At 43.3% G+C, this 22,137-nt stretch carries 24 protein-coding genes; 13 read left to right on the top strand and 11 right to left on the bottom strand.

Annotated elements, in window-relative coordinates; genetic code table 11:
- Positions 1-232 (bottom strand): helix-turn-helix domain-containing protein (locus tag AC1P5O_RS06100; RefSeq protein ID WP_499005886.1); only part of this gene is annotated, 232 nt, incomplete at its 3' end.
- A gap of 287 nt (positions 233-519) precedes the next feature.
- Here AC1P5O_RS06100 and AC1P5O_RS06095 point away from each other — a divergent pair.
- Positions 520-1,722, top strand: a complete 1,203-nt coding sequence (locus AC1P5O_RS06095; protein WP_035340693.1) for an MFS transporter — start codon at positions 520-522, stop codon at positions 1,720-1,722.
- Between the two features lie 51 nt (positions 1,723-1,773).
- Here AC1P5O_RS06095 and gshB read toward each other — a convergent pair whose 3' ends face one another.
- A complete protein-coding gene (gshB, locus tag AC1P5O_RS06090; RefSeq protein ID WP_004729150.1) occupies positions 1,774-2,724 on the bottom strand; it encodes a glutathione synthase in 951 nt (316 codons plus the stop codon).
- A gap of 131 nt (positions 2,725-2,855) precedes the next feature.
- Here gshB and AC1P5O_RS06085 point away from each other — a divergent pair, with 131 nt between their 5' ends.
- From AC1P5O_RS06085 to AC1P5O_RS06070, 4 genes are all read left to right on the top strand, one after another.
- Positions 2,856-3,056 (top strand): DUF3565 domain-containing protein, encoded by a 201-nt coding sequence (locus tag AC1P5O_RS06085; protein ID WP_004281307.1) that lies wholly within the window; start codon positions 2,856-2,858, stop codon positions 3,054-3,056.
- A 166-nt stretch (positions 3,057-3,222) separates the two neighbouring features.
- Positions 3,223-3,603, top strand: a complete 381-nt coding sequence (locus AC1P5O_RS06080) for a hypothetical protein (RefSeq protein ID WP_499005885.1) — start codon at positions 3,223-3,225, stop codon at positions 3,601-3,603.
- Between the two features lie 41 nt (positions 3,604-3,644).
- Positions 3,645-5,402, top strand: a complete 1,758-nt coding sequence (locus tag AC1P5O_RS06075; protein WP_138742627.1) for a copper resistance system multicopper oxidase — start codon at positions 3,645-3,647, stop codon at positions 5,400-5,402.
- Positions 5,389-6,336, top strand: coding sequence for a copper resistance protein B (locus tag AC1P5O_RS06070; protein WP_004729146.1), 948 nt, complete (start codon positions 5,389-5,391; stop codon positions 6,334-6,336). Before AC1P5O_RS06075 ends, AC1P5O_RS06070 begins: the two co-directional genes overlap by 14 nt.
- 171 nt (positions 6,337-6,507) lie before the next feature.
- Here AC1P5O_RS06070 and AC1P5O_RS06065 read toward each other — a convergent pair whose 3' ends face one another.
- Positions 6,508-6,840 carry a hypothetical protein gene (locus AC1P5O_RS06065; protein WP_004729144.1) on the bottom strand — a complete coding sequence of 111 codons (333 nt, stop codon included), beginning with the start codon at positions 6,838-6,840 and terminating at the stop codon, positions 6,508-6,510.
- A 545-nt stretch (positions 6,841-7,385) separates the two neighbouring features.
- Here AC1P5O_RS06065 and AC1P5O_RS06060 point away from each other — a divergent pair.
- A complete protein-coding gene (locus tag AC1P5O_RS06060; protein ID WP_004281299.1) occupies positions 7,386-7,595 on the top strand; it encodes a cold-shock protein in 210 nt (69 codons plus the stop codon).
- 461 nt (positions 7,596-8,056) lie between these two features.
- Here the strand turns inward: AC1P5O_RS06060 and pyrE are convergent, their stop codons facing one another.
- Positions 8,057-8,707, bottom strand: a complete 651-nt coding sequence (gene pyrE / locus AC1P5O_RS06055; RefSeq protein WP_004729142.1) for an orotate phosphoribosyltransferase — start codon at positions 8,705-8,707, stop codon at positions 8,057-8,059.
- Between the two features lie 40 nt (positions 8,708-8,747).
- On the opposite strand from pyrE, the gene AC1P5O_RS06050 reads away from it, so the two are divergent.
- Positions 8,748-9,566, top strand: coding sequence for an exodeoxyribonuclease III (locus AC1P5O_RS06050; RefSeq protein ID WP_004729140.1), 819 nt, complete (start codon positions 8,748-8,750; stop codon positions 9,564-9,566).
- A 473-nt stretch (positions 9,567-10,039) separates the two neighbouring features.
- Entirely contained in the window at positions 10,040-10,390 is a 351-nt protein-coding gene (locus AC1P5O_RS06045; RefSeq protein WP_005245670.1) for a Spx/MgsR family RNA polymerase-binding regulatory protein, read from the top strand.
- 73 nt (positions 10,391-10,463) lie between these two features.
- Here AC1P5O_RS06045 and AC1P5O_RS06040 read toward each other — a convergent pair whose 3' ends face one another.
- Entirely contained in the window at positions 10,464-10,901 is a 438-nt protein-coding gene (locus AC1P5O_RS06040; protein WP_005105342.1) for a DUF2147 domain-containing protein, read from the bottom strand.
- A gap of 156 nt (positions 10,902-11,057) precedes the next feature.
- On the opposite strand from AC1P5O_RS06040, the gene AC1P5O_RS06035 reads away from it, so the two are divergent.
- Positions 11,058-11,969, top strand: coding sequence for an alpha/beta hydrolase (locus tag AC1P5O_RS06035; RefSeq protein WP_164543175.1), 912 nt, complete (start codon positions 11,058-11,060; stop codon positions 11,967-11,969).
- Positions 11,970-12,031: 62 nt separating this feature from the next.
- Here the strand turns inward: AC1P5O_RS06035 and AC1P5O_RS06030 are convergent, their stop codons facing one another.
- Positions 12,032-12,601, bottom strand: a complete 570-nt coding sequence (locus AC1P5O_RS06030) for an FMN-dependent NADH-azoreductase (RefSeq protein ID WP_262443139.1) — start codon at positions 12,599-12,601, stop codon at positions 12,032-12,034.
- Between the two features lie 342 nt (positions 12,602-12,943).
- On the opposite strand from AC1P5O_RS06030, the gene AC1P5O_RS06025 reads away from it, so the two are divergent.
- A complete protein-coding gene (locus AC1P5O_RS06025) occupies positions 12,944-14,140 on the top strand; it encodes a GGDEF domain-containing protein (protein WP_348942086.1) in 1,197 nt (398 codons plus the stop codon).
- A gap of 28 nt (positions 14,141-14,168) precedes the next feature.
- Here AC1P5O_RS06025 and dsbD read toward each other — a convergent pair whose 3' ends face one another.
- The 4 genes from dsbD to AC1P5O_RS06005 all read right to left on the bottom strand — a co-directional run bounded on the left by dsbD (position 14,169) and on the right by AC1P5O_RS06005 (position 17,842).
- Entirely contained in the window at positions 14,169-16,013 is a 1,845-nt protein-coding gene (gene dsbD / locus AC1P5O_RS06020; RefSeq protein WP_499005883.1) for a protein-disulfide reductase DsbD, read from the bottom strand.
- Positions 16,014-16,029: 16 nt separating this feature from the next.
- On the bottom strand, positions 16,030-16,785 hold the full coding sequence (locus AC1P5O_RS06015) for a transporter (RefSeq protein ID WP_253100158.1): 756 nt from the start codon (positions 16,783-16,785) through the stop codon (positions 16,030-16,032).
- A gap of 21 nt (positions 16,786-16,806) precedes the next feature.
- Positions 16,807-17,349, bottom strand: coding sequence for an ankyrin repeat domain-containing protein (locus AC1P5O_RS06010; protein ID WP_039902494.1), 543 nt, complete (start codon positions 17,347-17,349; stop codon positions 16,807-16,809).
- Positions 17,350-17,476: 127 nt separating this feature from the next.
- Complete coding sequence (locus AC1P5O_RS06005; RefSeq protein WP_005108164.1) at positions 17,477-17,842, bottom strand: HPF/RaiA family ribosome-associated protein; 366 nt, start codon at positions 17,840-17,842, stop codon at positions 17,477-17,479.
- Between the two features lie 1,004 nt (positions 17,843-18,846).
- Here AC1P5O_RS06005 and AC1P5O_RS06000 point away from each other — a divergent pair.
- The 3 genes from AC1P5O_RS06000 to AC1P5O_RS05990 all read left to right on the top strand — a co-directional run bounded on the left by AC1P5O_RS06000 (position 18,847) and on the right by AC1P5O_RS05990 (position 21,151).
- Complete coding sequence (locus AC1P5O_RS06000; protein WP_262443212.1) at positions 18,847-19,578, top strand: outer membrane protein OmpK; 732 nt, start codon at positions 18,847-18,849, stop codon at positions 19,576-19,578.
- 80 nt (positions 19,579-19,658) lie between these two features.
- Positions 19,659-20,171, top strand: coding sequence for a GNAT family N-acetyltransferase (locus AC1P5O_RS05995; protein ID WP_348942088.1), 513 nt, complete (start codon positions 19,659-19,661; stop codon positions 20,169-20,171).
- 224 nt (positions 20,172-20,395) lie between these two features.
- Entirely contained in the window at positions 20,396-21,151 is a 756-nt protein-coding gene (locus tag AC1P5O_RS05990; protein ID WP_499005881.1) for a phospholipase D family protein, read from the top strand.
- A 56-nt stretch (positions 21,152-21,207) separates the two neighbouring features.
- On the opposite strand, the gene AC1P5O_RS05985 is transcribed toward AC1P5O_RS05990, so the two are convergent.
- Positions 21,208-22,128: a response regulator gene (locus tag AC1P5O_RS05985; protein ID WP_005220520.1), complete on the bottom strand. Its 921-nt coding sequence runs from the start codon at positions 22,126-22,128 to the stop codon at positions 21,208-21,210.
- Positions 22,129-22,137: the final 9 nt, after the last annotated feature.

Genomic DNA, 22,137 nt, shown 5'->3' with positions numbered 1-22,137 from the left:
CAGATACACCGTAACTCATACCAAGATGGAAAAATGTTCGATATTCTCTCCAATATTCTATACATAAGAGCAAACGATCTTCCAACGGTAATTTATGCGGTCGTCCTTTACCAATATGACGAGGTAACTGCTTATTTAGCTCGGCCAACATGAGGTTAAATGTAGCCCAACTAACACCGGTAAGCCTACGAAACTTAACGTCTGATAATTTTTGAATATCTTTGAATTTCATCCAAGGATTATCTCTTGAATTAAATAATTTTGCTGATTAATTTAAGATCAAATAAATTGTACGTTTTTTGATTTATGACGGAAGTCTATTATCAATAACCTTGCCACGGACAGGGCTTTATTTAGAACCCTTTACAGCTCACTCCCGGTCAATCCATATCCTATCATCGACTAATGAGCTTAGGCTTAAATCCTATCAATTTTATAAAACTTTCATGTTATTCATATCTATATATGAATGATGCTTGATGTACAAGCAGATGCTTTAAATGGACTCAGTTCGGATAAATGTCAAAAATATCATGTCATGATGTATGGATTATCTTGGCCGGTTATCTGGCTGCGATCCATGTCGGCAAACTTTCGGCCGTGATTCCTGTATTGCAGCAGGATTTAAACCTGAGTTTTACCCAGGCTGGTTTTTCATTAGCGTTGGTGCAGGCTGCCGGAATGCTGTTTGCGCTATGCATTGGCGCCTTCTCGGAAAAAATGGGATTAAAGCGCTGCCTGATCATGGCCTTAATCATTTTAGGGCTGAGCAGTTTTGCCGGGCTTTGGATTACGCAGCCTGCCACTTTATATGTATTGCGCTTTATGGAAGGAATCGGGTTTTTAACCATTTCCTTGTGTGCGCCAGCAATTTTAAAACGTACCAGCCGCGCTGAGACACTGAATTTCAAGATGGGACTCTGGAGTTCCTATATGGGCATCGGTGTCAGTCTGGCCGTATTGACGATTCCTCTCCTGCTTGAATATCTGGACTGGCAAATGATCTGGGCCATTTTGGGCTGCCTGTGCCTTGTCATTGCTGGCATGATTAAACAATATTTAAATATTGAACCTGTCTTGGTAACACAGCCAGACTCTTCTCAGCCAGCTACGGAAAACACCTCATTCTGGCAGATTGTTAAAATTACCCTGACCCACCCATCGATTATCTGTCTGGCGATTATTTTTGCCTGTTATAGCAGTCAATGGATCACTGTCACGGGCTTCCTGCCTACGCTGTATGTCGAACAGGGGCTAGACTTAAAACGCGCAGGGATGCTGGCTTCAATGGTCGTGCTGGCCAACCTAGGCGGTACTTTTGGCGCAGGCATGTTGCTGCAACAGGGTTATAGACCGCACACCTTATTGAGTACCGGATTTGTAGCAATGCTCTGCAGCAGTTGCTTGGTATTTGCTGCAAATTCCTGGCTCTCATTTGAATTGCAGGTTGTCAGTGCCGTGCTGTTTTCACTGATTGGCGGGATGATCCCAACCACTGTTTTTGCGATTACCCTGCACTATGCACCACGTGCCTATGCAGCAGCGGCCAGTGTGGGTCTGGTTTTACAAATTTCAGCCTGCGCACAGTTTTTTATACCGACCCTGAGCGCTGCGCTGATATCTGCCACTCAATACTGGGCCAATCTTGCCATTATCACCGTCTGCCTTTCGATGCTGGGCATGGTAATGACGGCATATTTATTTAAGCGTTACCCGAAATAAAAAAGGTAAAAAGAGCCTGCAAGCAGACTCTTCTTTCACCTGATTTTACCTTTAAACCTGATTGGCCTGACCTGCTTCCAGCACGGCAAACAGATCATCCGCAATCGAGGTGCCAAACTGCGCATCAATTTCACGGATACAGGTTGGACTGGTTACATTAATTTCAGTAACATAATTTCCAATCACATCCAGCCCCACAAAGACCAGACCTTTCTCTCTGAGATACGGCCCTACTTTTGCTGCAATGGCTTTGTCAGTTTCAGTCAGTGGGCGCGCCTCGCCCAGGCCACCCGCGGCCAGATTACCGCGCACTTCACCATTTTGTGGAATACGGGCCAGACAATATGGCACTGGCTCGCCATTAATCATCAGGATGCGTTTATCGCCTTCGACAATTTCCGGAATATAACGCTGCGCCATAATCGGCTGGGTACCATTATTGGTCAGCATTTCAATGGTTGAACCGATGTTGATGCCATCCTGATACAGACGGAAAATCCCGGTGCCACCCATACCATCTAGCGGTTTTACAATCACATCGACCTGTTCTTTGAGAAATTCACGGATCAGGCTTTGTTGCGAAGTCACCAAGGTCGGAACTTGCAGATGCGGGAACTGGGTTGCGAACAGTTTTTCATTACAGTCACGCAGGCTTTGTGGCTTATTGATAATCCATGCCCCTTCGCGCTCTGCCTGTTCCAGAATATAAGTGGTATAGACAAAGTTCATATCAAAAGGCGGATCTTTACGCATCAAGACAACGTCATAAGCAGCGATCGACTCTTTGCGTTTTTCGCCGAGTTCACAATAATGATCGTAGTCTTCAAATACCTGTAACGGCGCGATCAGACCAAAGGCCTTGCCCTGGTCGATATATAAATCTTGCTGCAATGCATAACCGAGTTCATGCCCGCGACGTGCTGCTGCCCATAGCATCGCCATGGTCGAGTCTTTCTTCAGGTTTACATTTTCAATGGGATCCATCACAACAAGTACGCGCATGTGTCTCTGCTCTTTTTCAAAAAATGACTTGGCAAGGAGTATAGCTTGTGTCGATTCTTTTGTTTATGGTGATTTTGCATGACTTATTTTATATAGGTACTGAGACAGATTGAGCCCACAGGAGGTTTGCCATGCAACAGGCCATTATCGGTTTTCACCTGGATGAGGAACAGCATTGGGTTGCAGAGCTGGCCTGCGGACATGGCCAGCATGTGCGGCATACCCCGCCATGGCAAAATCGCCCATGGGTGATGACCGAGCAAGGACGTAAAGAAAAACTCGGGATGCTGCTAGACTGTAAAAAATGCGAAAAGTGCGAAACTGAAACCTGAACCTATGAAAAAAGTAGTATGTAGGTGACCTAAAAAATAATCTTGTCCAGAATTTGCTAATTTGAGTTACTGCGTTTATGCTTTTATTGCTCAAACATGCAGCGCATTTTTTCAGGGTGTACTTTTACTCATACGGCTCGTCAAACAGATCTGGTTGGTGATGCTTGTGGTTTTTGCCATAGGCTGGAGCAGTGTGTCTGTCGCATCTGCAAACACCATGCATCTGGTTATGCCGTCTGAAAAAACGAATCCTCATTGTCTGGAAATGACAAAACCCTCTGCTTCTCACTCGCTGCATAAGACTGATCATCATCAAGATCAGGAACTGATTCAGCCGGACTGTGTCAGTGACAGCACCCAGCAGTCATCAGATTGTCTGGATTATGGCACTATGGCCTGCCAGAACTTGGTCACCAGCCTGCCCATTACAACGCCCGAGTTAAGCGTGCCTGATCACGGTTATCCGGAAAAAACCCTCCTCCCTGCTTACCATGCCCAGCACCTTGTCGGTTACTGGCAAGAAATCCTGCGCCCACCCAAAGCTTGATCCTGAATTTTTAAATTTTTTTATTCATTAAGGATTAAGTTATGTTGCTTAAAATCAGTCAAAGCCTGTGTCTGGGCTTCGGTCTCATCTCGTCGTCTGCCTTGTTTGCAGCCGTAAAAGAATATCATCTGGTCATTGATGAAAGCCCGATCAATCTCACCGGAAAGACGGTCAAGCGTATCACTGTAAACGGAAAATTCCCTGCACCCTTGCTGGAATTCGAAGAAGGTGATGATGCAGTCATTCATGTACAAAACAACCTGAACAATCAGGATACCTCACTGCACTGGCATGGCCTGCTCCTGCCCGGGCTGATGGATGGTGTCCCCGGATTTAACGGTTTTCAGGGCATCAAACCGAAACAGTCTTTTACTTATCGCTTCAAGGTTCGTCAAAACGGCACCTACTGGTATCACGCACATTCCAAAGGTCAGGAACAGGACGGCCTCTATGGCGCCTTGGTGATTCGCCCCAAAGCCCAGACATTGCTACCTGCACATGAACAAACCGAGCGGGATTATGTGGTGATGCTGTCGGATTTTCACGAACAGGGCAGCCAGCAGATTCAGAACAATTTAAAAAAATCGGCCGAATATTATCAGAACCAGCGCGAAACCGTTGGCGATGTATTTAAGCAGGTAAAACGTGACGGCCTCAAGGCCACCTGGTCAGACCGCAAGATGTGGAACCAGATGCGTATGCTGAAAACCGACCTATCTGATGTTACCGGTTATACCTTTCTGATCAATGGAAAAACGCCGCAACAAAACTGGAGTGGCCAGTTCCAGCCCAATGAAAAAGTCCGCCTGCGTTTCATCAATGCTTCTGCCATGTCGTTTTTCGATGTGCGTATTCCCCAGCTGAAAATGACCGTGGTCAGCGCCGATGGACAAGCTGTGCAGCCGGTCGCTGTAGATGAATTCCGGATTGGAACTGCTGAAACCTATGATGTGATTGTGGAACCCACTGCAGCGCATTACCAGATTGAAGCGGAATCGATCGACCGCTCAGGCTTTGCCATTGGCAGTTTGCATCAGGCAACTGATTCAAGCAAAACCCCGGCCCCGGTTCAATTACCGACACCGCGCCCTCGTGCCTTATTGACCATGGAAGATATGGGACATGGCGAACAGCATGACATGTCGCATGACGCACACAGCAGTCAGACCACGCAGACTGTCACAAGTGAACATGATCAGCATGCCCAGCACGACATGCATGCAAGTCATAGTGCCATGTCCGGAACCAATCAGCCTGTTCAGGGCTGGGCCAATATGTCTACGCCTGCAGGGCACAAAGCCTTGCAATATCAAGACCTCAAAGCCCTGACACCGCAACCTGATACCCGCGCAGCAGAACGTGAACTGGTGATTCGTCTGGGTGGAACTATGGAGCGCTATATCTGGACCATGAATGGTAAAAAATTCAGTGATGCCGAGCCACTTCAGGTGAAATATGGCGAGCGGATCCGGCTGAAATTTATCAATGACAGCATGATGGCCCATCCGATGCATTTGCATGGCATGTTTATGCAGCTGGAAAATGGTCAGTCTGCTGCAAATATGCCAAATAAACACACCGTGATTGTGCCGCCCGGGAAAACGGTGACCACCCTGCTCACAGCAGATGAACTGGGAGAATGGGCGATTCACTGCCATCTGCTCTATCACATGAGTGCCGGCATGATGAACAAGCTGATTGTGGCACAGGTTGACGAAGATCAAGCATCTCACCCTTCTTCACAAAAAACGCCGTCAAAGCCAGCAGCTGCCCAAGGAGAAAGCCATGCACATCACTAATCTTTTTGTAAAGTCAGTGCTTAGCAGTGCGCTTACCCTAAGCAGTCTGAGTATTTTTGCGGCAGCTTCTAGCGAGCATACGGGTCATAATGAACATCAGCATCATAGCGGATATCATGCCATGCAAAACATGGCTGATGACCACGCACAGCATACTGAAACAGCAAATGCCGTTTCTCATCAACCGCCACCAAAGTTATTGCATCAACAGCAGGCGCTGAACACACCACAAAATTCAGTCAGTTCTGCCAGCGAACATGATCATCGTAAAGAACATGGCGCACAGATTTATAGCCAGATTATTCTGGACCAGAAATGGCAGCATAGTTCAGAGGGAAATGGAGCATTCAAGTCCAAGAACCAGGCCAGAGTCGGCACGGATGAAAATAAAATTTTCCTCAAGCTAGAAGCCGACAAACATGAATCCCGTCAGGCCGAATATGATGCCAAAGTGTTGTATAGCCGAAATATTTCTGATTTCTGGGATGTGCAGACCGGGGTGCGCTATCGACAGGAAAATTTAGCCGAGCCTTCTATAAACCAGCAGAACGAGCGCTTCGATGCAGTATTTGGGCTACATGGCCTGGCTCCCTACTTTTTCGAAACGGATGCTCATGTCTATGTTGGTGAAGATGACTTTGTCGGATTAAAACTGAAAACAGAGCGTGACCTGTTACTGACTCAGAAACTGATTATGCAACCCTTTGTCGAACTGGATGTCATCCTGAATGATCAGGCAGCTAATGCGAAAAAAACCGGCCTTAGTCATGCCACCTTGGGCCTGGAAACACGCTATGAACTGAGCAAAAAGCTCATGCCTTATTTGGAAGTGGGTTATGAATATAGTAAAGGCAACCAACAGACAGCCTGGCAGCAAAGTTCTGATTCAGAAAAAGGCTGGATCTATGGTGCAGGTCTAAGAATGATGTTCTAAATTTTTGATACAGAAAATTATGCAGCTACGGGATGTGAAACGCCATTCATGTCCCGTAGCGCTATGGCACTATACATTTGACTGAGAAAGATTTTTTAAGCCTATGAACTGTACATGCAATGCTTTTCTGTACTTTCCCGCTCATTAAGACACTTGTTATTTTGCGAAAAACTAGTCTTCATCGCCTTGATTTCCACTGTTACTTTTAGCAACCAAAGTGCCTAACATAATGATAAAGGTACTTACACCGCCAATTAACAGGCTCAGCAGCCCCATTTCCAGCATAAAATTACTATCACCAGTTTCAGGGGCACCCCATAGAAATTGAAGACGATCGCCAAAAACAAAATTGATTGCACATACAATCAGAAAACCAATCAAGGTGGCAATCAGTAAAGTGACCACCAAGTTCTTCCACATTTTACATCCGACGAACAGGATGATCATGGCCAGTCCAACCATGGTGATGATGGATATAAGTAACACACTGTTCCAGTAATCCATGAGACTCACTCGTATTTGGTTTTAAATTAAAATCAAGAAATTCTTATAGTTAATTTTTCCAATTGAATTTTAATATAGGTGGATTTTTATACACAAACAATGACGATAACTATCTTAAAACTACAAATACTAATTTACCCAAAGTTATAAAATACACTGACTTAGTAAAATCTTGCTGGGTACTGAACGATTTTGATTAACATAAAGTAACACAAACACAACGTGTATTTATTGTTTAGCTTGGTTAAAGCTTAAATACAACCGATAAAGCTCAAGTAAACAGCTTGAAATTCTTTAAAAAACAAGAATGGAGCCACTTTTATAAGAAAAATAAATAATAAATATAAAAAACTTGAATATTTTCTGATTTAGGCTATGCTGTCTTTAACTAGAAAAAAGCGTTGTTTAGTTAAGCTTCTTTAAGTGCCGCAGTATTATTTATAATCCTCCGTTTTTTCAGATCTTTATTTCAATTCTTGTTGTTTTTCCAAGTTATCCATAGTCATTTGCATGACTAAAATTATTAAAATTTAACAGGTTATATTATGTCTACTACAGTTACCGGTACAGTAAAATGGTTTAACGAAACTAAAGGTTTTGGTTTTATTCAACAAGAATCAGGTCCTGACGTTTTTGCTCATTTCAAAGAAATCAGCAGTTCTGGTTTCAAAACTTTGTTTGAAGGTCAACGCGTTTCTTTTAGCGTGGTTGATGGTCAAAAAGGTCCAAATGCGATCAATATCGTTGCGCTATAATTTAGCCCAGCAATAAGAAAAAGCACCTTCAGGTGCTTTTTTTAGCACTGAAGATTCATAATTTTGGTGAAAGGTTTTCTGATTGTCTGTTTAGCTCATCAAAAGTGAATTTTTAAGAATCATGTTTCTGAATCACTGCTGCTCAGTTAGACTTTATAAAAGATAAAAATGAAAAACCCCTAGCATCCTGCCAGGGGCTTTCCGTATGGGTTCGCTTGGTATAACTCCTGTCGTACCTTACTTTCCTTGTATTTATCTATTGTTATTCTTGTGTGGAACCTCCTGTTCCTGTTAAAGCTATCATAGGAAATTTCCACTATTCAAAACAGCCGCAAAGTGCTGGAATTGATGTAAGCCAATGCTTACAAGAATAGACAGAGATAATAAATTTCAAATGTTTAGCAAATTGAACATCTACAAAAAAAGGAAGCTCAAGCTTCCTTTTCTATGCCAATCTAGGCTTAGATCCCATATTTAACACGGTAATCTTCCATTTTCGCCAAAGCTGCTAGGTCGCCTTTCGCTTCCAGATAGTCCATTAAATCTTTCATGGTAATTAAGGCATGTACAGGAATCTCAAGCTCTTGCTGCACTTCCTGAATCGCAGACAGTTCGCCCTGACCTTTTTCCTGACGGTCTAATGCAACTAGCACACCCGCAATCTGCGCACCGGCATTTTTCAGGATGGTGACGACTTCACGAATCGCTGTGCCTGCGGTAATCACATCATCAATGATCCAGACTTTTTTACCTTCTACAGAAGCACCGACCAATACGCCACCCTCGCCATGGTCTTTGGCTTCCTTGCGATTAAAACCCCACGGCACACTTACCCCATGATTTTGCGACAGAGCCACAGCAGTTGCTGCCACAAAAGGAATGCCTTTATAGGCAGGTCCAAAAATCACTTCAACATGGTCACATTTAATCAGTTTTGCAGCATAGCCAGAAGCCAGCAGTGTCAAGGCTTCACCATCATTCAACAGACCCGCATTAAAAAAATAGGGACTCACACGTCCCGATTTTAAAGTAAACTCACCAAATTTAAGCACACCGCGTGATAATGCGAGTTCGATAAAAGCTTGTGGGTTAAACTGAGCTGGCGTTGACATGAGGTGCTCCTAAATCCATTAATTAAGGTAAGACTTGCGCATGATACCAAAGAGTAGCTATCCAGGTGATCAAAAAATTCTTCGCGTCGTTTCAATTAATGTCAACGGCTTACGCTCATCTGTCACCAAAGGTCTATTAGAATGGATGGAACAGTCGGATGCCGACGTGATTTGCATGCAGGAAAGCCGGATCACGCATGCGCAGTGGACCGATAAATTCAAGCCTGAAGGCTGGTACACGCACCTGTTTCCTGCCGAGCGTCCGGGTTATGCCGGTACGGCCATTTATAGCCGTCTGCCTTTTGTGTCTCTGACCGATGGCCTGGGTTTTGAACTAGCCGATTCACAAGGCCGTTTTATTGCCGCTGAATTTGACTTGGGTCTAGAACAAACTGTACAGATCTGTTCCCTGTACCTGCCTTCGGGTTCATCGGGTGATGAAGCGCAAGCGCGTAAAGATCACTTTCTGGAAGAATATGCAAAAATCCTGAAACAGTGGCGCGATGAAAATAAATCGGTGATTGTCTGCGGTGACTACAATATCGTGCATAAACGTATCGATATTAAAAACTGGTCGGGTAACCAGAAAGCCTCGGGCTGTTTACCGCACGAACGTGCCTGGCTAGATCATATCTACGATGAGCTTGGTTATGTCGATACTTTCCGTGAAGTCCGCAAAGAAGCCGAATTATACTCCTGGTGGTCAAACCGTGGACAGGCGCGTGCCAAGAATGTTGGTTGGCGGATTGATTATCATGCCTGCTCTCCGGACTGGAAAGAGCGCACCATTAATGCCTGGGTCTATAAAGAACAATGGTTTAGCGACCATGCCCCCGTGATTATCGACTACAAACTATAATCTGGATTATTTAATTGAGTGAACAGTTGTTCACTCAATTAAGGCTTATCTCTTACATGACATGACGTATTTTTTGGGTTTATCTCAATGTAATAACATAGCATTATAGCGCTACGGCACAAGGACATGTCAGGACGACAACATAAGGACAGGACGCCGTAGGACGAAAATAAAACAGACTATAGATTTAGCTTGTTTTGCATGGATGTGACATTGGACGTTGGATTGAGACCCGCATGATCAGGATGATTAAATGCGGGTTTTCTATTTCTATCATTCCCAAATTTTTATTTTTCTTATTATTTAGATTGTTCTTTTTCTTGCTGCTCATGTTAAAGCTGCTTGATGTCATTTTGATGACATGACTTTTCTGCTATTTAAAATTTTTTCTTTTTTTTCATTTGCTTTTGCATGGTCTGCTGCTGCCAATTTGGTTAAGCTAGTTCATGATTTAAATTTTTTAGAGGGCAGCTATGTTAAAAATTTACGGAATTAAAAATTGCAGTTCGATGAAAAAAGCCTTTGATCTGCTGACTGAGCAAGGTCTGAGTTATGAATTTCATGATTATAAAAAACAGGGCATCGATGCTGAAACCATCAAAACCTGGCTGGATGCCTTGGGTCAGGATGTGGTCCTGAACAAGAAAGGCACCACCTGGCGTAAACTTAGTGAAGAAGAGCAACTAACCGCCCTGTCGAGTGAAGATGCATTAATTAATGCATTAACTACCCATACCAGTTTAATTAAACGTCCAATCTTGGCGACCTCTACAGGATTTATTGCCGGTTTTGATGAAACAGCTTATCGTGGCTTAGCCCGCTAATATCATGTATTGAATAACACTCATAAAAAAAGCCTGACATCGGTCAGGCTTTTGTATATCTGCTTAAAATAAATTAGTTGGCACGAATCCAGGTCTGGTTACGACCCAATGCCGCTACGCCGATGAAACCACGTAGCTCAAGTTTCTTGCCACCGTCTGCCAGCTGGCCTTTCAACTTATAGGTTTTACCAGATTGCGGATCTAGGATCGAACCGCTGTCATAACTGGTACCACCAGCATTTTTCAGACCTTTAACAATGGTCAGGCCTTTCAGAGATTTGTTGTGATATGGACCTTCACATTTCTTGCAGGCATTTTCTTCACCTGGAGTTAACACCGACTGAATGCTGGCTGACAAAGTACCATTCTTTTGTTCAGTGAATTTAACCATCGCCTTCGGCTGCTTGGTTTTATCATCAATGGTTTTCCATACCGTGCCATTTAAAGGATCCGCGGCATTAGCCAGTGCAGATAAGCCTAGTAGTCCTAACGTAAGCGCTATTTTTTTCATTTTTCTTCATTTCCTTAGTCTGAAAATAGACCCATGTAGTATTAAAAAGTCACAACAATTTTTCAATTTTTAGGTGTGACTATTTAGTGTAACCTTGTAAATATGGTTGGTAAATAATCTACACGATCAATAAAAGCACAAAAAGATGGAAGGAAGATGAAGATAAGCCCGCTAACGAAACAATTAATTACAGAAAGCTTTTTAAAAACGGCCATTCGTGCCCCGAGCAGATTCAGTCTTCCACCGAGTTCGATGCGTATTGCTCTGGAACAGATGTGCAAACTTTTCCCTCAGGATAAAACGGTACAGATTCGCTCGCTCCGACTGGCCGGACTGCGCGCGGAAGAAATTAAGCCGCAGCAGGAATCGACCCAGCTGATTTTTCATATTCATGGCGGCGCATTTTACTTAGGTTCTTTAAATACCCATCGCGCCTTTATGACTCAAATTGCGGCTCGAACCCAGATGCAGGTGCTGCATGTCGATTATCCGCTATCACCCGAATCTGCCTATCCTGAAGCCTTGGAAGCCTTGTTTGATGTCTATAATCTGCTGCTAGATCAAGGTGTTCAGGCCAAAGATATCATTCTGTCCGGCGATTCGTGCGGTGCCAATCTGGCGCTGGCGCTGGCACTCAAACTGCAAAAAGAAGATCGTCCCCAAGTTAGCGGTTTGATTCTGCTGTCTCCACTGCTGGATTTAACGTTGACCAGTGAATCTTTACGTTATAACCAGAAGCATGATGCCCTGCTGTCTCTGGAAACAGTTCAAACCGGGATTGAATATTATGTACCGCGTTCAATTGATCGGGGTGATCCGGAAGTTTCTCCTTTTTTTGCCGATTTAACCGGTTTGCCACCGATTCATATTCAGGTAGGTTCCAAGGAAATTCTGCTGGATGATGCTAGCCGTTTTAAAGAAAAAGCGGAACAGGCGGGTGTCGAGGTCGAATTTAAACTGTATACCGGTATGTGGCATAACTTTCAGATGTTCAGTGCCTGGTTCGATGAAGCTAAACAGGCACTGAGTGATCTTGCAAAATTTGCCCATCGTCTGGACCGAGATTAAGCATGATTTAGCATATAAAAAAGGTCAGCCGTAGCTGACCCTTTGAAAAGAGGTTTTAGGTTTTAAATGGCCTGAACTTGCTGCAATGCAGTTTGCAATGCTTGGGCTTTAACCGCTTCGCCCATGTTCACTCCTTCAGCACGAATCACTTCGATATCATTCACACCGGTAAAGTTAAACACGGTTTTCAGGAAAGCCTCCTGAAAATCAGCCGGGCTTTGCTCGCCATAGACACCACCACGGCTGCTGGCAATATACACTTTCTTATTGCCCGCCAAACCCACAGGACCTTGTTCGGTATATTTAAAAGTACGTCCCGCGACACAGATCCGGTCAATCCAGGCTTTTAGGGTCGATGGCAAACCGAAGTTATACATCGCTGCACCAATCACCACGATATCTGCCTGCAAATATTGATCTAAAATTTCCTCGCCCAATGCCGTTTGTTCTGCATTCTGGCCCATTAAAATTTCGGCGGTAAGATGAGGAATAGGCTGTGCAGCCAGATCCAGATACTCAACTTCAATGGCCTCAGCATATTTTTGCTGCAGTTGTTCCACCACAGCCTGAGTCAACTGACGCGAAATAGAAGCATCTCCTAAAATACTGGAATCAATCTGTAAAACTTTCATGGCTTCGCTCTTTATCTTTGGTTGTTTCTAACAATGCAGCCATTTTAACGATTGACTATATTGAAATAATTAGTACAAATAAAACACATCATCCTGAATTTAGAACAAAACTGTATACCTCTTAACCTCTTTAATTTTGATTAAGACCCTTTGACATAGCCTGGATCACTTGCGCTATCGGCAAAGACTGAGCAGATCAGATATCAACTAAATCACAAAAATGTTTTAAATATTGTTGTTTATCAAGCATTCAAACTTATGTTATCTTGTGTAAATAAAGTTATAAATATCCAATAAGTCTTAAAAAAAATCTGCCATAACAATTAAAGTCAGACCGGGACCATGAAGCGAATATCGCCTGTATTAGAAAAAGTGCTAAGACACAGAATCAAGAAATATCTGGTCGAAGATGAAGTCGTGATGAACTGGCGCATCCTGAAGAAATGCATCCTGATGCTGACCTTGGGATGCGGAGTACATCTGACCTGGCTCGGCTGGGATATTTTCGTGTTATTAAATCCCGAATATTGGCAATATGTTCATCTAGAACGGGTCTATACACAAATTACTCTGAACAGCAGCTTTCTGGTAATTCTATTTCTCCTGATTTTTCCCTGTTATAAATTTCAGGGCAACCGTCTGGTGGAACGTTATCTGCCCTATCTGGCAGTCGGCACCTTTGTGGGTTCGCTATGCCGGGATGCCTATATTGTCGGCGTGATCAGTCCGGTCGCTACCACCGCTTACGTCTGCTTAATTATGGTCGGTCTGGTGCTGTTTCATCGCACGCTGGTGTATAGCATGCTGATTCCCGCCTCCATTTTTCTGGGCGGATGCGCCTATTTAAGTTTCAGTCATCAATTGCCTTATTCACCGCTATTTAATATCGATGACAAGCTTTTCTATAATGGTTTCTGGCTGTTATCGATGCTGTATTTCATTTTGCCAATTCTGGCCGTCTGCATGGTGTTATTCGAGATTCTGCTGAGCCAATGGCGTCATCGCGAGCAGCTGATCAAACAGCTGAGTCAGATTGATCCGCTCACCAACCTGTTTAACCGCCGTAGCATCAACCAATGTCTGGATAAACTGAATGCCGCAGCCACTCCCAATTATGCTTTAGTGCTATTAGATCTGGATCATTTCAAGAAAATTAATGATCACTATGGCCATAATAAGGGCGATGAAACCTTAGTCGAAGTGAGCGCCGTGCTGAACCAGCAATTGCGCGAAAGTGATGTAGTCGGCCGTTTTGGCGGGGAAGAATTTATTTTGGTGCTTAAAAATACCAGTCTGGAAAAAGCCGAACAAGTGGCTGAACGCTGCCGCATCGCCATTCAGCAGTTGCAGATTTTCAGTGATGAGGGTGAGCTGATCCCGGTGACCGCCAGTTTCGGGATTGCCATTTCTAGCGCGGAATTACGCCCGCAACAGTTATTAAGTCAGGCCGATCAGGCGCTTTATCAGGCCAAAGCCGGTGGGCTTAATCTGGTCAAAGCCTATGCTGAACCGGTGCCAGCACAGATGCAGGTTTCTTAAACGGGTTCAGCTTTTTTTAAGAACTAAATTATGGATTTTCACTTTGAGCCAGTGCTTGCAGCTGTGCCAGCAATTCTGCCTCGCTAAAAGCACCGGTTAAACGTAAACCCCTAATTTCCTGCTGCTGCGCATTCAAGAATAAATACGTCGGCGGCCCGAGAATTTCCCATTGGTTTAACAGCGCTTGATGAGAGACATTATATTGGCTTAAATCCAGCTTGATCAGGAAATATGGCGCAAGCGCCTGCTGTACCGCTGCAGATTTTAAAATACGATGTTCGATCGGCTGACAGGCAACACACCAGTCGGCGTAGACATCAATAATAATCTTTTGCCCTTGTGGTGCCCTGTCCAAAATCTGCTGAAATTCTGCTGCACTACGTGCCACATGCCACTTGGCTTCTGTGCTCGCCTGCTCCACAAAAAAACGCTGACTGTGCTGATATTGGCTATAAGCGATATAGGGCACGGCCAGTACCAGACACAGGATATATAGCCATCTCAAACCGGTACGATGCCAGAAAATCCGGAACAGCACATAAGCCACGAAGGTCATACCCAAAGCTAGGGATAACCATTGTAAAGCGGCTTCTGAAATCAGTGGGCGAATAAAATACAGCGCCAGCGCCAGCATGATAAAGGCAAAGAGCACTTTGATCTGATTCATCCAGTGCCCGGCTTTAGGCAGAATCCGTGCACCCAGAATACTGGCCAGTAATAAAGGCGTCCCCATTCCAAAACCCAGGGTAAACAGCAGTAAAGCCCCCTGCCACTGACTTTGCGTCTGGGAAATAAACAATAATGCACCTGCCAGTGGTGCGGTCATGCATGGTCCCACCAGAAGCGCCGAAATCATGCCCATAACGCCGGCACTGACCAGACTACCTCCCTGCTGCATGGCCTGTGCCCGATCCAGACGATGAACCAGACGTTGCGGCAATTTGATTTCAAACAGGCCAAACAGATTCAGCGCAAACAGGACAAACAGGATGCTAAATGCGATCAGGGTTCCCGGTTGCTGCAACCAGCGCTGGAAGTTCAGACCAGCTGAAGACGCAATTAGGCCAAGTACTGCATAGACAGCGGCCATACTGCTGACAAAAGTCAGTGCAATCATCCAGGCTTTCAGACCTTTACTGTCACGTACGATCAACGAGGTCAGAATTGGCAGCATCGGCAAGGAACACGGGGTGAAAGCCAGTAAAATTCCCAAGCCGAAGAACAGTAAAAGCCCATAGCCCAAAGAGCGCTCAAGCAACTGGGCTGACCATTTCTGGTCTTGTGCTGCATAAGGTTCGGTTTGTGTGTTGGCTGATGCAGAGATTTCATCTGCTGTAGATTCTGAGGAATCCACTGTATTAAACAGGGTATTGTGTTGCAGTGATGAAGTATTCAGATCAAGTAAACGCTTTGCTCCTGATCCGGCAGCTTCGAATTGCACCAGACCGGACAAATCGGTCTTGAACTGAATGGTTTGTGGCGGATAACAGATCCGGTCTTTGGCACAGCCCTGCCAGCTGACCTGATAGGATTGCCCCGCCTGAGTCGGAATTTGAAACTTTAACTGCTGATAATAAACCTGGGTATGTCCATAGTTATCATCATATAAATCTTCAGCGGGTGGCAACTCAAACGACACCGGCTGGTTGCCCTGCCGGACTTCAATTTTATGCTGATACAGATAATAGTTGTCTGGAATCTGCCAACTCAGTTCAGCCTGCTGCTGACTGGTGGAGATCACGCTCACAGGAAAAGCCTGCTCGGCAGACAACAATGCAGTTTCCGCCTGAGCAGGACTGCTGAACAAGGTGCTTCCCAAAATAACCGGGGCAAGCATTTTCCCCCAGGTCGGGAACTGCGAGTATTTCATCATCTGTGAGTTGAATAACTTAGAACAGCACAGAGAAACCTAGGCCTGAGAAGTAACTTCGATCTGCACCATCCAGATCTACACCGACATTCGCATCCAATTGGACACGGTCGTTTAAGGCATACATAACCCCGGTACCGAGCGCGTATTGATTATCGACACTTTCAGCTTTACGGTAAATCAGTTCAGAATAACCTGACCAGCGATCAGTAATGCGGTAGCCTAGAGAAGGAATCGCAGACACTGCCCAGTTGCTGTCCTGCCATTCATAACGCATGGTCAATGCGGTACTGACCAAGTCATTATATTGATACGACACGACAGAACCCAAGCTGTAAATATCTTCTTCATTAGTGAAACCGGCATTGCCTGTTGCAATGATGGCTTCGGCCAGCAAAGCCATACTGAGTTTGTCATCATCCAAATCAATGGCCTTTTTCAGACCAATACTAACATCGCCCAGACCATCATCTTCTTCGGTCTGGCCATTGGATTTCACTTGGGTCCAGGTCGGGCCAGCCCAACCTAAACGCAATTCCAGATCATCACTGAGTCCGGTACGTAACAACATATCTGCACTGAGTGTGGTCACGGTCTGATCGCCCGACTTGCTATAACGCGCTGTAGGCAAGCCTTGCTCCCAAGCGACATTTCCGACTGGAGTAATTCCAGTACTCAGACCCTCACCTGGTCGATCAAATTCAAAATCTGCTGCGAAAAGCTGTGCACTACAACCGGCCAGTGCAATCAAACCCAAGGTTTTTAATGTTGTCATGTTGGAGCTCTTTATTAAAATTTAACTGAGTTCTTTGGTCATTTTTGCGCCATGCTTGCGAAGCAGTTCTAGCGTCTGTTTTTCTTCGTCTAAAGCTTCTGACCAGTTGATTTCATCAAAATCACAATCAAAGAATAGATCACTAATTGAAGATAAAATAGTCATGCCATCTTCATCTTTGCTATTTGGATCGACTTTTTCATCCAGTAAACGCTGTACAGCCGGTGCACATGCGGCACTCGCGGCATCCCAGAGCGGGCCATAAATTTCTTCTGCATCCCACAGATGCAGATTCACTTTGGCCTGGATCAGTTCTTCCAGAATCTGTAAATGTACCGCCAAACGTGCCTGTTTCTCATCTTCTGAAAGTGGTGTACCGGCTTCATACAGTTCACACACCTCTTCCCACCATTTGAACAGGCCATCTGACCAGACCGAAATCACCGGGCCTTTGTCATGATCAATAAAATTCGGGTTGAGTCCATCTGCCAGCAGCTGTTTAACCTGGTCCAGATTTAATTCTTCGAGTGCTTGCACAAAAAGCTGTTGTTGCGCAGTTAACATGATGGAGCTCACTTTGATTCGTTTTCGACTATTATGCCGAATAAAGCAGGATTTGTTGTGCTTCTCATAACTATATTTTTGTTTAATACGAAAAAAGCCCCGCAGGGCTTTTTCAAATCGGTTCGGCTTACTCTTCGATATCCGCAGTATCTGTGTCTGCTAGGTCGAGAGCACCAGGACGAACATTGTCTTTTTTCTCGATCACATGTTCCAGACTACGTTTCAGTCGGTCAATTGCACCATGGATCGCAGTATCGACATTATGGCCACGGTGATTGACTACGACAGGTTTCAAGCCTGCAGGACGCGCTTCAATCATACAGCGAATATCGTCATCGCCGCCTTTGGCGCCATTTTCATCACTGAGATGGACTGAAAAATGGGTAATACGTTCGCTGTGGCGCTGGAATTCTTGATTTAATTCTTCCCGTACATAAGTAATTAAACGATCACTATTCTGAATGTGGTTATCGGTACGAAGTTCAATATTCATATATTACCATCCTCAATCTTTGTAACTTTTGAGTGCAAAATTTTTTATCTTGGCACGTTTGTAGCTTGCTGTTTCGCATCGCATTTCACTTCTTCAAATGATTGGAATCACACCCTCCATTTTGAATGATGAACACATTTTTGAGTCTGCAGAATCGTGTCCTTATATCTTGAATATCGGCTGTATCTGGGAAATATGCAAGTGATATTTTGGTTTTTTAGCAAAAGAATAATCCATTGTGACAACTGCTTACTCAGCTCAAAAATGCAGGATTTTTCAAACGGAAATTTCATAACCTTTCACACGATTTAACTTGAAATATTTTTTGGCCAAGCAGATAAATCGCTTAAATAACACTCGATCAAGAAACCTAAAAAAAGAGAAATTAAAAGTATTTTTTATAGAAATTAACTCACTTTTATCTAATAATTTATCTTATAAGATCAGCGCCTAGTCAGCCTTACAGTCCTGAATAGATCATTTGCTTTATCATTATTTAGTTGCTTTTGCATAACCGGGAAAAATACTCTTTCGTCATTTTAAAATAACAACCTGCAAAATAATTTTTTTAATGAAATATAAGACCGATCCCTCTTATTTTACGATGCCGAGAATAGGCTTATAAAACGAGGGTTATTTGAGATTTTAAAAGTAGCTTCATTACACAAAAAGAACAAAGCTGTTCAGCCTCAGGCCCAAATTAATTACTAAACAATCTGTATATCCCCCTATTTTTACTGATTTTCTAAGTTAATCATCCTGAATTGAAGTGATTTTATATTTTTAGTTATACATTCAGCCTTTTAAGGCACTACATATTCAACTTTATTTAAAAAATAATAATTTAAAGAAGTATCAGCGAAAAGCAATGAAAACTGAGGAAGATGATCGTCTTCATTCAACTCATGAGGGCTGAAATATATTTAAGTCAGCAATCACTTTTAACTTTATTTTTACTTATTAATCTGTATGCTTATTCTGCTTTCTCGGGGGGATAGATTTAAATGAAATTTACACAACTTGCGGCACTTTGTGCATTGGCTTCAACTGCAGCATTTTCTCAAGCAAAACCAGTTTGGCAGGACTTTAGCGTTACAGGTCTTTATGGTGAAAACTATAAATCACCATTTCTCACTCAAGATGAAAAGCTTGATCAAACAACGGTTACTGCTGAATATGCGGCCGGTTTAAAATATGGTGATTTCTTTGCTTTCGCTGATCGTACTAACAATGATCCAGAAGGTAATAGTACCTATTTTGAGGTTGCACCGCGTTTAAGCTTAAGTGCAGTTTCAGGAACTAAACTTGAAGTTGGTCCAATCAAGGACGTACTCGTTGCGACAACTTGGGAAGGTGGCGAAGGCTTTAATAACTATTTGTATGGTGTTGGTTTTGCTTTAAATGTTCCATATACACAATATGCAAACATTAACTTCTACAAAGCTGACAATGATAACACTGCAGATGATTATCAAATGACCATCACTTACGCAGTACCATTTAAGTTAGGTACTGAAGATTTCCTTGTTGATGCATTCCTGGATTGGTCAACGGCTGAAGATACCCATGCTAGTGAATTGAACTGGACTAGCCAGTACAAATGGAATGTAGGTAAACATATCTCTCCAGACACTAAACTTTATGTAGGTATCGAACATTCAGTTTGGAACAATAAATATGGTTATAAAGGCGTAGACCAAAATGACGTCAGCGCACTTGTGAAATATCATTTCTAATTGATGTATCATCAAAAGCAGAACTCCGGTTCTGCTTTTTTTAAACTGTGATTTCAGCTCACCTCTACTAGAACAAGAATATGCCTGATTTTGATATTCGACCTGCGACCGAACATGATCTTGAAACTATCCTCGAGATTTATAATCAGGAAGTACTCTATGGTACTGCGACCTGGAACAGAACGGCCTTTGATTTAAACTATTTCAAAATCTGGTTTAAACAGCTTAAAAATCAGAATTTCCCGGTTTTTGTGGTTGAAGATACTCAAAATCAAGTCATTGCTGGCTATGCCTGTTATGATCAGTTTCGTAGTATTCAGGGCTTTCAACAGACGGTAGAACATTCCATCTTTTTAAATCCAGATTATGCAGGACAAGGTTTAGGTTCTAAATTATTGCAGTATTTAATTGAACAGGCTCAAGTACAGAAATTGCATATCATGGTCGCAGCGATTGACTCTGAAAACACCTCATCGATTCGTCTGCATGAAAAACTGGGTTTCGTTCAAACTGCCTATATGCCGCAAGTCGGACAGAAGTTTGGGCAATGGCGTGATTTGGTCCTCTTGCAACTGAATCTGGATCGAGCTTGATTCATTCTTAGTTTAAAGCTATTCCAGAACTGCTTTCTGGACACTCCTTTTCAGCTTTTTAATATTTGGTCATCACGATATTTGGTTGTTATCCAGTTTAATAAGCACAAGTTCTATTTACTTATACTAGCGGCTATGTATTATTCAGCTCAAAATCATACTGAATAACACTATGTATAAATCTCTATTGTCTATCGGTCTTTTAGGTTTAAGCGCGCACACTTTTGCTGATTCAGATTTTGAAAAAGAGCTCCGCTCAGGCTGTAGCAAAGTGCAAAGCTATGCAAATAATGGCAAGAAATCCTACGTTTTTCTTAGAAGAACTCATCAAAAATGCCAAAGAACGTTTAATTTTAATCAGTCCATATTTGCGTCTCAATGACCATATTAAAGAATTATTGGAAGACAAAGACCGGTTAAAAATTGATGTTCGCATTGTCTATAGCAAAAGTGATTTGCATCCTGAAGAAATCAAATGGATTCAAAAACTGGACTATGTCCGTTTGAGTTTCTGCAAAAACCTGCATGCAAAGTGCTATCTCAATGAATCGGAATGTATTATTTCCAGTTTAAACCTCTATGAATTTAGCCAGGTCAATAACAATGAAATGGGCATTTCAGTTCGTAAGTATGAAGATGATGAAGTTTTTAAAGATGCGTATGAAGAAGCGCAGCGTATTATTCGGATTAGCGAAGAAGTCCGGATTAGCTTAGATGAAGTTAAAAATGACTCTAGTTCTAAAGAAATTGAAATAGATGAAGAAAGTAATACTTTGTCTAAACTTACCACGTCTAAACTCGCTGCAAAGCACAAAATCAAAACAGCTGATTTCCTGGATAAGATGACAGAAAAAGGTTTTCTAAAACTTAATGAAAATGGCAGACATCTTCTAACTGAGCAAGGGAAAGAAATTGATGGTGAGTTTAGACCAAGTCAGTATGGCGGCTATTTTCTCTGGAATGAAAATATCGAGATTTAAAGAAAAACTTTAAGTTCCTTTTCTTTCCAGAAAAGGGAACTTGATAGCCAAAAGTATCAAGCCACTGCCTGATTCTGACAGGCCGACATGACATGTAACACCGCAGCTGTCCGTGTTTCTACATAAAGCTTTTCAAAGACATGCTCAAGATGCTTGTTTACCGTCCGTGGGCTGAGTTGCAGGATCTCGGCAATATCCCGGTTGGTCTTCCCCATCGTGACCCAATGCATCACTTCTGCTTCACGCGGTGTCAGGTTGGGACAAGCCTGCGCGATTTCCTCTGCGCTCGGCATTTGGGTCTGCTCTTTCAACTGCACCAATACATGTTTAGAGATATGCCCTGCATACAGTTTGGTGAGCAGGTTAAGCTGTAACTGCTGATGGCCATGACCGTACTGACCATGCAGTAAGTGTGCTTGATCTGGCTGCTTGAGCAAGTCCTGTAGCCACTGATTCAAACTGGACTGAAAATGCTGTACATCCACCTGATGATTTTTCAGCAATTCACTGACGATTGGGGTCTGCCAGATAATTTCACCTTCCAGATTCAGCGATAGAATCGCACTGCCGGTTGCATCCAGCATTTGTCGCTGCTGATGCATTAAACGAGCCTGTAACAAATGGGTTTTTACTCGTGCCCGAACTTCATCAATATTTAAAGGCTTGGTGACATAGTCTACCCCACCAACCTGAAAGCCTTTGAGGATATGTTCAGTTTCTGTCAGCCCGGTCATAAAGATCACTGGAATATGTTCAGTCACTGGACTGGCTTTAAGCTGAGTGCAGGTTTCAAAACCATCCATCTCCGGCATACTGCCATCAAGCAGGATCATGTCAGGCTGAATGCGATGCGCAATTTCAATTGCATCAAATCCATTGGTCGCTACAAGTACCTGATAGCCAGCCTGATCCAGGCTCTCATGCAATAGACTTAGATTTTCAGGTATATCATCCACAATCAAAATACTTTCCAACATGTCCACCTT

The organism is Prolinoborus fasciculus, assembly GCF_056724605.1.
The sequence above is the reverse complement of the archived record's forward strand: the minus strand, read 5'-3'. Positions and strand labels throughout refer to the sequence as shown.